The sequence below is a fragment of the Herbidospora mongoliensis genome, assembly GCF_001570545.1.
GTDB lineage: Bacteria > Actinomycetota > Actinomycetes > Streptosporangiales > Streptosporangiaceae > Herbidospora > Herbidospora mongoliensis.
Genome location: NZ_BBXD01000012.1, coordinates 500,258 through 511,105, shown reverse-complemented (window position 1 = coordinate 511,105; position 10,848 = coordinate 500,258). Strand labels below are relative to the sequence as shown.

8 protein-coding genes are annotated in these 10,848 nt (G+C 70.2%); 6 read left to right on the top strand and 2 right to left on the bottom strand.

Features of this window, described 5'->3' with window-relative positions; all coding sequences use genetic code 11:
• A partial coding sequence (locus tag AW272_RS17195) for a transposase (protein ID WP_218010916.1) occupies positions 1-573 on the top strand: 573 nt, incomplete at its 5' end.
• 741 nt (positions 574-1,314) lie between these two features.
• On the opposite strand, the gene glnA2 is transcribed toward AW272_RS17195, so the two are convergent.
• Positions 1,315-2,676 (bottom strand): gamma-glutamylpolyamine synthetase GlnA2, encoded by a 1,362-nt coding sequence (gene glnA2 / locus AW272_RS17190; RefSeq protein ID WP_066365838.1) that lies wholly within the window; start codon positions 2,674-2,676, stop codon positions 1,315-1,317.
• A 142-nt stretch (positions 2,677-2,818) separates the two neighbouring features.
• On the opposite strand from glnA2, the gene AW272_RS17185 reads away from it, so the two are divergent.
• The 3 genes from AW272_RS17185 to AW272_RS17175 all read left to right on the top strand — a co-directional run bounded on the left by AW272_RS17185 (position 2,819) and on the right by AW272_RS17175 (position 6,528).
• On the top strand, positions 2,819-3,724 hold the full coding sequence (locus tag AW272_RS17185; protein WP_066365836.1) for a terpene synthase family protein: 906 nt from the start codon (positions 2,819-2,821) through the stop codon (positions 3,722-3,724).
• 43 nt (positions 3,725-3,767) lie between these two features.
• Positions 3,768-4,532: an expansin EXLX1 family cellulose-binding protein gene (locus AW272_RS17180; protein ID WP_157518591.1), complete on the top strand. Its 765-nt coding sequence runs from the start codon at positions 3,768-3,770 to the stop codon at positions 4,530-4,532.
• Between the two features lie 61 nt (positions 4,533-4,593).
• The gene (locus AW272_RS17175) at positions 4,594-6,528 is read left to right on the top strand and encodes a sensor histidine kinase (RefSeq protein WP_083958387.1); all 1,935 of its coding nucleotides are present in this window, start codon (positions 4,594-4,596) and stop codon (positions 6,526-6,528) included.
• Here AW272_RS17175 and AW272_RS17170 read toward each other — a convergent pair.
• The gene (locus AW272_RS17170; protein ID WP_066365832.1) at positions 6,525-7,490 is read right to left on the bottom strand and encodes an ArsR/SmtB family transcription factor; all 966 of its coding nucleotides are present in this window, start codon (positions 7,488-7,490) and stop codon (positions 6,525-6,527) included. The two genes, AW272_RS17175 and AW272_RS17170, sit on opposite strands and share 4 nt — an antisense overlap.
• A gap of 106 nt (positions 7,491-7,596) precedes the next feature.
• Between AW272_RS17170 and AW272_RS17165 the strand changes: the two genes are divergently transcribed.
• On the top strand, positions 7,597-8,811 hold the full coding sequence (locus tag AW272_RS17165; RefSeq protein ID WP_066365829.1) for an MDR family MFS transporter: 1,215 nt from the start codon (positions 7,597-7,599) through the stop codon (positions 8,809-8,811).
• Positions 8,812-8,838: 27 nt separating this feature from the next.
• On the top strand, positions 8,839-10,827 hold the full coding sequence (locus tag AW272_RS42070; RefSeq protein WP_157518590.1) for a sensor histidine kinase: 1,989 nt from the start codon (positions 8,839-8,841) through the stop codon (positions 10,825-10,827).
• Positions 10,828-10,848: the final 21 nt, after the last annotated feature.

The window sequence follows — 10,848 nt, the reverse complement described above, 5'->3', positions numbered from 1 at the left end:
GCCTGGCTCTGCTTCGAAGACGAGGCGGCCCAGACCTTGAGATCACCCAAGGGCCGGACCTGGGGACGACGCGGGATCACCCCGGTGGTGGCGGTGACCGCCAAAGGCGGCGGCCGGATCTCCATCGCCGCGCTGGTTGCGGTCAAACCGGCTGACCCGGCCGCTGGAGCCAGGCTGATCTACCGCACCCGCCCCTATCGCGGACGCAAAGGGGAGCCGAAAGGGTTCGCAGCCGCCGACTACGCGGCCCTGTTCGACGCGGCGCATCAACAACTCGGCGCGCCACTGGTGGTGGTGTGGGACAACCTCAACACCCACCACTCAGCACGGATGCGCGAGCTGATCGCGGCCCGCCCGTGGCTGACGGTCTTCTACCTGCCCGCCTACGCGCCGGAGTTCAACCCCGTCGAAGCGGTCTGGGCCCACATGAAGAAATCCCTGGCCAACCTGGCCACCCGCAACCAGGACCAACTCCTCGCGCTGGTGAAGAGCCGGCTCAAACGCATGCAATACCGCCGCCGCATCCTCAGCGGGTTCATCGCCAAGACCGGCCTGGACCCCCACCTCTCATAACCTCAGCCATTAAGGCTCTCTAGTCAGGTACTTCTGCACTTTGGCGACGTCCGAATGCACTTGACCTTGGTGAAGTTCTTTCTCTTCCAAAAAGAACCGTCGTTCCATCATGTCCTCCGCCTTCCTGCACGTGGAATTCCGTCTCCGATAGGCACATGTTGGAGGTCGACATGCGGATTCATCTCCGCTCGTAAGCTTTCTAGCCGAGCAGGCCAGCATTCATCACGGGAAATCCCCAGCCAGAACGACGCAGCGTCAGAAACATGCCTTCTCGTCCAGCGGCCTTCGCCGCAGTGCAACACCACTGCATCACGAACAAACCTTGCCCGCCCCAGGTACCGCATCCGGGATTTCCCTAGTAGTACTTCGCTAGATTGGCGATCACCTAGTGTGATCATTTTGAGAGCTGTTGCTCTTCTCCCGCACGGGCAATGGCCCGGTGAGAAGGAGCGACTTCCACATTTACGCCTGGAAACCCGCTCTCGTGGCCGCCGACGTCATCCCGGAGTCGGGGAAGGGTAAGAGGGCATCAGGCCGCGCGCGAGCACGGCATGCATGCGCCGAGGCACCTCGGCCACACTGATCCAGGGTTCACGCTCAGGGTCTACACCCACCTCATGCCCAGCGGGCTGTGGACAAGGGCCATGAGGCTGCCGAATCCCAGCCCGACGGCCCAGAGCTCTTAAAAGAGCGCAGGGCGGAACAACTCATCGTTGTCCCGCCCTACGCTCTGACCTGGCTTTACAGGACCGGCAGGTAGCGTCCCAGCTCGAACTCGGTCACCTGGCGGCGGTACTCACGCCACTCCGACCGCTTGTTCCGCAGGAAGTAGTCGAACACGTGCTCCCCGAGGGTCTCCGCCGCGAGTTCGCTGTGCTCCATGGCCACGATCGCCTCGTCGAGCGACTGCGGCAGCGGGTGGATCCCCAGCGCCCGCCGCTCCCCAGAGGTGAGTGCCCACACGTCATCCTCGGCCCCTGCCGGGATGTCGTACCCCTCTTCGATCCCCTTGAGCCCCGCGGCGAGGATCATCGCGTAAGCCAGGTAGGGGTTGCACGCCGAATCCAGGGACCGGAACTCGATCCGCGTCGACCCGCCCTTGTGCGGCTTGTACATCGGCACCCGGACCAGCGCCGACCGGTTGTTGTGCCCCCAGCAGATGTACGAGGGAGCCTCGCCACCCGCGCCGGCGATGGCCTCGGTGTCGCCCCACAACCGCTTGTAAGAGTTCACCCACTGGTTACACACCGCCGTGATCTCGGCCGCGTGCTTGAGGAGGCCACCGATGAAGGAGCGGCCCACCTTGGAGAGCTGGTAGTCCGACCCGGGCTCGTAGAAGGCGTTCCTGTCCCCCTCGAACAGGGACATGTGGGTGTGCATCCCCGACCCGGGGTATTCGGTGAAGGGCTTCGGCATGAAGGAGGCCCAGACGCCCTGTTCGAGCGCCACCTCCTTCATCACGAGACGGAACGTCATGATGTTGTCGGCCGTCGACAGGGCGTCGGCATACCGGAGGTCTATCTCCTGCTGCCCCGGAGCGCCCTCGTGGTGGCTGAACTCGACCGAGATCCCCATCGCCTCGAGCATCATGATCGCGTTGCGGCGGAAGTCGTGGCCGGCGCTGTGCGGGGTGTGGTCGAAGTAGCCGCCGTCGTCGATCGGCTCGGGCTTGACGCCGCGCTCGGGACGGTTGCGGAGGAGGAAGAACTCCACCTCGGGGTGGGTGTAGAAGGTGAACCCCATGTCGGCGGCGCGCGCCAGGGTCCGCTTCAGCACCCAGCGGGGGTCGGCGTGGGACGGAGATCCGTCGGGCATCAGGATGTCGCAGAACATCCTCGCCGCCCCGGGGGTCTCGCTGCGCCACGGCAGGATCTGGAAGGTCGACGGGTCGGGCTTGGCGAGCATGTCCGACTCGTACACCCGGGAGAATCCTTCGATGGCGGAGCCGTCGAAGCCGATTCCCTCGGCGAAGGCGCCCTCGAGTTCGGCCGGCGCGATGGCCACGGACTTCAGGAAGCCCAGGACGTCGGTGAACCAGAGCCGGATGAACCGGATGTCGCGCTCTTCAAGTGTGCGGAGAACGAATTCCTGCTGGCGGTCCAAGGCGACTACCTCACGAAAGTTCCAGGTCTGGGCATCTACCAGTGTGCCCCTTGTGTGTTTCACATACGTTACGCACCTGCCGTGAGGACTCCCCGTCGCGCCTGCGGGACACCCGGTGAATGCTCACCTAGCGTGTCATCACATGACCCCTGAGCTGCGCATACCTTCGGCTGCTGCCGTTCTGGCCCCGCTCGTCTACGCTCTGCCGCCGACCGCCGGAGAGCCGGTCGAGTGCGACACGCGCGCGCTGGGGGCCTGGGCCGGTCTGTACGGCCTCTCGATCGCCGCCCGCCCCGAGCGTCTGGCCGCCAGGGTGCTGCCGGGCAACGAGCTGCTCGCCCGGTGGGTCACCTGGCAACTGGCCTACGACGACTGGTGCGACGAGGGCAGCGGCAGCCGGGACACCACCGTGCTCGACCTGATGCAGGGCCGCCTGCGGGACGCCGCCCACGCCGGTCACCGGACCGAGGAGCCGCTGGTGGCGGCGTTCGCCGACCTGTGGCGGGTGACGGCGCCCGACATGTCGCCGGCCTGGGAGCAGCGGTTCACGGCGCGGATGGAGGCGCAGGCGCAGGCCTGCCGGATGCAGGCGGTGAACCGGTCGATCGGCCGGGTGCCGTCGGCCGGGGAGTATCCGGCGCTGCGGCGGGACGTCTTCGCGGGGGCCGGGGCCGAGATCATCGAGGGGTGCCTGCGGATCGAGGTCCCCGGGCGGCTGCACGCCACGCCCCCGTGGCGGACGCTCCTCGACGCCGTGGTCGACGTCACGGCCTGGTGCAACGACGTGGCCTCGCTCGGCAAGGAGCGCGGCGACCCGCACAACTACCTGCGGGTGGCGGCGTCGCGCATCGGGGTGCCCGCCCCGGCCGAGTGGGTGGCCGACCGGATCGTCGAGCGGGCCGAGGATCTGACCGACGCGGCGAAGGCGCTGCCGGAGGCGTACGCGGAACTCGGGGTCCCCGACGAGGTCGAGAAGGTGGCCTCAAGTCTGTTCGGAGTGCCGAGGGCCTACCTCGAATGGCTGCTGGAGTCCCCGCGCTACCAGTGAAGATCTACGTAACGTAATCGCTCCGTGTCTCTATGTATCCGACATGAGACACGCGAGGCGCCGGCGGCGCCGCGGAGTGGGGTTCGCCGTCGGGGCGCTGGTCGCGGCGGCGGTGTTCGTCCGGCTGACCGATCCCGTCTGCGCCTCCCCGGGCCCCCAGCGAGGGCGGGCCTACTTCTACGAGGCGAAGGCGCCGGGGAACTGCTCGCTGCCGGGCCATCCCATGCTGTTCGCCTCGGTGTCGACGGCCGAATACGCCGGGTCGGCCGCCTGCGGCGGCTATCTCGACGTGACGGGGCCGACCGGGACGGTCCGGGTGCTGGTCGTCGACCGCTGCCCGGCCTGCGGTCCCGGCGATCTCGACCTGTCGGCGGAGGCGTTCGTCAGCATCGCCCACAAGAGCGACGGCAGCGCCGCGATCACCTACCGGCAGGTCCGCGACCCGGAGCCGGGGCGGCGGCTGGCGTTCCGGGTGAAGCCCGGCTCGACCGCCCACTGGGGCGCGGTGCAGGTGCTCGACCACGGCAACCGGCTGAAGCACGTGCGGGTCAGGAGCGGAGCCCACTGGCGGGATCTGCGCCGGGGGCCCGACAACTACTGGCTGTTCCCGCCGGGGCCGGGGCCAGGGCCGTACACGATGAGGGTTTCTGACGTCTTCGGCGGCCAGGCCACCGTCACCGGGGTCCGGCTACGGCCGGGCGCGACCCAGCGGTTCGGCGAACGCCTCTACGGCACGCCTCCTCCCAAGGTGCGGACCATCACCACTCCTTCTGACAAACCGTCACCCGAAATGCCGGAGATCTGCTGAACTTTCCCTCACCGGGCCCCGTCTCAGAGACGCACGGGAACGAGACGAAGGCGGGGGCCTGATGACCGTTGCCTCTCACGAGGTGGAGACCCGGCCGAAATGGATGCGGGTGCCCGATCGGGCGGCGCGGGGCCTGGCCGTGGGGATCGCGGGGGCGGCGATCCTCCTGGTCGTCGCCGACCTGGTGATCAGCTCCCGGCTGCCCGAGCTCGAGTGGCCGCTGCCGGTCACGCCGGAAGACGTCATGGGCGTCGCCTTCCCGGTCTTCGGGGCGCTGCTGGTCCAGCGGCGGCCGAAGCTGGTGATCGGCTGGCTGCTGACGCTGGGCGGGCTCGGCGCGGCGGCCAACATCGTCTCGATGGACCTGGCGCTGCTGCTCGACCGCGACACCCTGACCACGCCGCTCGCGGTCCTCTCCCACGGCGTGTGGAACCTGACGACCTACGCGCTGGGCGTGCTGCTGCCGATGCTCTACCCGACCGGGGCGCTCCTGTCGCGGAAGTGGTGCTGGGCGGGCGGCTTCGCGGCCGCCGTGCTGGCCGCCGACTGGATCGTCGACATCATCGGACCGAAATCTCTCGCGATCCCCGCGTTCGCGCCCTACGCGCCGTGGAGCGAGGGGATCCTGCGGCACCTCGTCACGGTCTCGCTGGTGATCGCGTTCTCGTCGCTGGTGATCCGGTTCCGGCGGGCCGAGGGCGACGAACGGCGGCAGATCCTGTGGCCGCTGCTGGCCATCGCCTGCCTGAGCGTGCCGTGGATCATCGGCAACTCGGTGTGGTGGGTCACCGCGATCACGATCCCGCTGATCCCGGCCGCGATCACCCTGGCCGTGCTGCGCTACCGGCTGTTCGGCATCGACACCCTGATCACCCGCGCGCTGGTGGGCGCCGGGATGGTCACCGTCTTCGCCTCCGTGTACGTGCTGGCCGGCACCGCCTCCAGCCTGTTCCTGGCCGAGGTCGACCGCTACTTCGGCCTGGTCGCGGCCCTCGGCGCCGGCGTGTTCTTCCACCCGATGAAACGGGCCCTGCACCGGCTCGCCGACCGGGCCCTCTACGGCACCGGCGGCGACCCGGTCACCCTCGCCGACGGCCTGCGCCGGCGGCTCCAGCGGACCGACCCCGTCCACGGACTGCTCGCCACCCTGGAGACGATCAGAGAGGGCCTGGCGGTGACCGGCGCGGCGCTCGACCTCGACGGCACCCGCACCGACTGGGGCGAACTGCCCGTGGTGGCCCGCCGGGTCGACCTGGTCTGGCACGGCGAACCGGTCGGCACCCTCCTGATCGGCCCGCCGGACCGCCGCCGCTTCCCCGCCGCCCACGACGAGCGGGTGATCGCGGCCCTGACCCCGTACATCGCCGACGCCGCCCACACCATGCGCCTGACCACGGCGCTGCGGAAGTCCCGCGAGCGCATCCTGACCGCCCGCGAGGAGGAACGCCGGCGCCTGCGCCGCGACCTGCACGACGGCCTCGGCCAGACCCTGACCGCGATGGCGATGCGCATCACCACAGCCCGCCTGAACCTCAAGGGCAGCCCCGAGATCACCGACACCCTGCTGGCCGACCTCCGCTGCGGCATGGACGCCGTCTCCGGCGACATCCGCGAACTCGTCTACGGCCTGCGCCCACCCGCCCTCGACGACCTGGGCCTGGCCGGCGCCGTCAAGGATCTCGGCCCCGACGCCCTGACGGTCGACGGCGACCTGACCGGCCTCCCGGCGGCGGTCGAGGTGGCGGCCTACCGCATCGCCCAGGAGGCACTCACCAACATCCACCGCCACGCCGCCGCGACCCACGCGGCGATCACCATCACCCGGGGCGTCGACCTGGTCCTGGAGATCCGCGACAACGGCCAGGGCATGCCCCTCGACGCGGTGCCGGGGGTGGGCCTGTCCTCCATGCGCGAACGCGCCGCCGAACTGGGCGGAGTGTGCGAGATCGACACCTCCGGCGAAGGCACCACGATCACCGCGAGGCTCCCTCTCTAAGGCTCGCCCACCAACGCGTCGCCGATGGCGGTACGCCGGTAGAGGACCTCGCGGCCGAGTCGCTGCCGGGACACCAGCCCGCCGTCCGACAGCACGGTCAGGTGCTGCGAGACCGCGCCCGGCGTCAGCTCCATGACGCGGGCCAGCCCCGACGTCGACGCCGGGCTCTCCAGCGCGGTCAGAATGCGCGCCCGGGTCCGCCCGATCAGGGCCGACAGCGCGCCGGGGACCTCCTCGGGGCTCCGCGCCCACAGGTTCCCCATCCCCCGGGCCGGATAGATCAGCATCGGCTGGTAGGGCTCGTGCATGACCGAGACGCGGTCGAGGGGCTGGAACACGCTGGGCAGCAGCACCAGCCCCGCGCCGCCCAGTTCACCCCAGTGGATGCACCCCTTGTCGGCGATCAGCCGGTCGCCGTGCCAGGTCACCGACGGGTGCAGCGCGGCGAACAGGTCGCGCACGCCGCCCTCGGTCAGCCGCCGCGACCGGTAGAGCACGTCGGCCTCCAGCACCCCGCGCACCTTCGGCCAGAACTCCGCGAAGATCAGGTTCCAGTACGACTCCAGCGCGTCCCCCGTCCAGGCGAGGGCCCCCGCCGGGTCGTCCGCGAAGCGCGCGGCCATCCCCGCGCGCCGGGGCGCGGATCGGGCCACCTCGGCCCGCGCGACACGGGGTTCCGTGGCCCGGACCAGCGCGAGTTCGGCGGCGAAGTCGGGCTGGTGGGTGTCGGGCGTGGGGGTGAGGAAGTCGGGCACGTATCCGGCGGCCGGCACCAGCCCGGTCAGGTCGCCCAGCCCCAGCGCGGTGAGCCGGTCGCGCACCGCCCGCAGCCACGGCACCTGCGGGGTGTGCAGCGCGGCCCCCTGGAGGGCGCGGAGGCTGGCGACGACCTCCCACATGGGCGAGAAGGCGAACCGCAACCGCGCCACGTCCCCCGGCGTGAACGACCACTCGACAGCCACGTGTGAACCTCGTCTCCCCGCGACGATATTTACCGACTTCAGGCCATGTTTTAGCACGGGCTAAAAGGTTCGCTTCATCCCGTACCAGCTCACGAGGCTTGTCCCCATGACCGCGCCCCCCGTCGAACGCTCCCCCGTCCGTGCCTTCGTCCACACCCGTGTCGGCGGGCTGCCCCGAGAGTTCTGGGTGCTCTTCTCCGGTACCGCCATCAACAAGCTCGGCACGATGGCCCAGCCGCTCATGGGCATCTACCTGACCCAGTCGCGGGGCGTCTCGGTCGCGACGACCGGGGTCATCCTCACGCTCTGGGGATGCGGGTCGCTGCTGTCGCAGCCGATCGCGGGGTTCCTGGCCGACCGGGTCGGGCGCAGGGCGACCCTCGCGGGCGGGATGACGGCGACCGCGGCGACCATGATCTTCCTCGGGTACGCCTGGGACCTGACCGCCATCGCGGCCGGCATGTTCGTGCTGGGGCTGGTCGTGGACACGTACAGACCGGCTTCTCAGGCTCTGCTGGCCGACGTGGTGTCGCCGGAGGACCGGCCGCGGGCGTTCGGGCTGCTCTTCTGGGCGATCAACCTGGGGTTCTCGATCGCCATGGTGGCCGGCGGCAGGCTGGCGTCGAGCGGGTTCCTGCTGCTGTTCTGGGTGGACGCGGCCAGTTGCCTGATCTTCGCTTATCTGGTCTGGCGGCTGATCCCGGAGACCCGGCCGCCCGCGGCGGAACGGCTGCCGGGCGGCTACCGCGACGTGCTGCGCGACCGGACCATGGTCGCGTTCGTGCTGATGAACCTCGCGTACACGTGCACCTACCTGCAGGCGTTCCAGACGATGGCGATCGCGATGACCCAGCGGGGGCTGTCGCCGGAGGCTTACGGCACGGCCATCGCGGTCAACGGGCTGCTGATCATCCTGGTGCAGCCGATCACCACGGCCTGGCTGGTCAGGTTCAGCCCGAGCCTGGTGCTGGCGGCCGGGTTCGCGGTGGTGGGCGTGGGGTTCGGGTTGCAGGCGTTCGCCACCACGACCCTCGAATACGCCCTGGCCATCGTCGTCTGGACCTGCGGGGAGATCCTCACCGCCGGGATGCCCCTGGCGATCACGTCCGCGCTCGCGCCGCCGCATCTGCGGGGACGGTACAACGGGCTCTACGGTCTCTCGTGGTCGGTCGGCGCGGCGGTCACCCCGATGCTCGGCACGCGACTGCTGGAAATCGGACATGAGGCGCTCTGGTTGACCACAGGCGCATTGGGGCTGGTGGCCGCGATCGGACAGATCATTCTCGCCCCGGCGATCCGGCACAGGACCAAGACCCAATAGTCATAATTCCTCAATATCCTGCCCGAAATGGAGGACAGAGGTTCGGGCCAGGCACTGGTGATCGCGGCCGTCGTCGGCGCGGTCTCCGTCGTCGTCGTCGGCGCGGCCGTGTGGATCCACTTCCAGCTTCCCCCGAACGTCCGGGAGTCCCTCAGCACGACCCCCCACTACACGGCGGGGGCGACGTTCCCGGCCGTGGGCGCCTACATCGCGGCCCGGCGGCCCCGGCTGATGATCGGCCGGTTGATGATCGTCGGCGGGCTGCTCGCGGGATTGACCGTGCTGTTCCTGGCGCTGACGACACGGGCCGCGGTCGACGGCGACCTGGCGGCGGCGGGCGTCTTCCGGATCGTGACCGTCGCGTCGTGGGCGCTGGCCGACGGCTTCCTGGCGATCTGGGTGCCGCTGTTCGCCATCGGCGGCCGGCGGCCCTCCCGGGGCTGGAGCGTGTTCGCGGTCGTCGCCGGGGTGATCTTCGTGACCCGGGCGCTGCTGTGGGTCGGCGAACCGGTCCCCGAGGGGCCGCTCCCGCCGGGGTCCGTCGTCGTCCCGAACCCGCTGGAGTTCGTCCCGCAGGGGCTCTACCCGCCGCTGAACCAGGTGCTCTTCTACGCCGTGCTGGCGTGCATCGTGCTGGCGCTGGTCTCGATGGTGGTGCGGATACGCGGGGCCGACCCGGAGGTCCGCAGGGCCGTCGCCTGGCCGGCCCTGACCTTCGCGGTCTACGTCGTCCTCCTGGTGATCGACAATCCGGGCCACTGGCCGTTCCTCACGGTCTGGACCGCCCTCATCCCGGTGTCGATCATGTTCTCGGTGCTGCGGCACGGCCTGTTCGGCATCGACAACGTGCTCAGCCGGACCGTCGTCGTGGCCGGGACGATCGCCGGGGTCAGCGCCGTCTACTTCGGCACCGGGGCCGTCTTCAGCCTGCTCATGTCGGAGTACGACATCGTCGCCGGTCTGGCCGCCGCGCTCTTCGCCGGCGTCTTCTATCAGCCGCTGCGCCGCCTGCTGCAACGGGGCATGGACCGGCTCCTCTACGGTCCCGTCGGCGATCCCCGGATGCTGACCGCCCGGCTGGTGGAGGAGGTACGCAACGCCGACCCGTCGGAGGCGCTGGCTGCCGTGGTCGACGTGGTCCGCGACGGCCTGGCGGTCGACGGCGTCGCGGTCGAGGTCGTCAACGGCCTGCACGTCTCCTCGGGCCAGGTCGGCGACGGCCCCAAGGAGCACCCGCTGGTCTGGCACGGCGAACCGGTCGGCCGCCTGCTCCTGGGCCGGCCCGGCAGCAGGAGGTTCGGCGCCGCCCACGACGAACGCGTGATCGCCGCCTTGCTCCCGTATGTCGCCGACGTCGCGCACGCCGTCCGGATGGCCAGTGACCTGCAGCGTTCCCGGGAACGCATCCTGGCCGCCCGCGAGGAGGAGCGCCGGCGGCTGCGCCGCGACCTGCACGACGGGCTCGGCCAGACGCTGGGCGCGATGGCGATGACGCTCAACATGGCCAGGCTCACCATCAAGGGCTCCCCCGGGACCGCCGACCACCTGCTGCGCGACCTGCGGACGGGCATGGACGCGGTGGCCGGGGACATCCGCGAACTCGTCTACGGCCTGCGCCCGCCCGCGCTCGACGACCTCGGCCTGATCGAGGCGATCCGGACGCTGGCCACCGAGACCCTCGACCCCGGCACCCACATTTCCGTCGACGGCCCCGCGGCCGACCTCCCGGCGGCGGTGGAGGTGGCGGCGTACCGGATCGCGCAGGAGGCGCTCACCAACGTGCGCAAGCACGCCCATGCCAGACGGGTATCGATCTTGCTGACGCTCGACGACGGCCTGCTGACGGTCCGGATCGCCGATGACGGGATCGGGCTGCCCGAGGTGCGCAGAGCCGGGGTGGGCACCTCGTCGATGCGGGAACGGGCCGCCGAGCTCGGCGGGTCGTGCGCGATCACGGCGCCCGACACGGGCGGCACGGTCGTCACGGCCCGGCTTCCCTTGACCGGCACCATGTGACGTTGCTCTACGCTTACCACC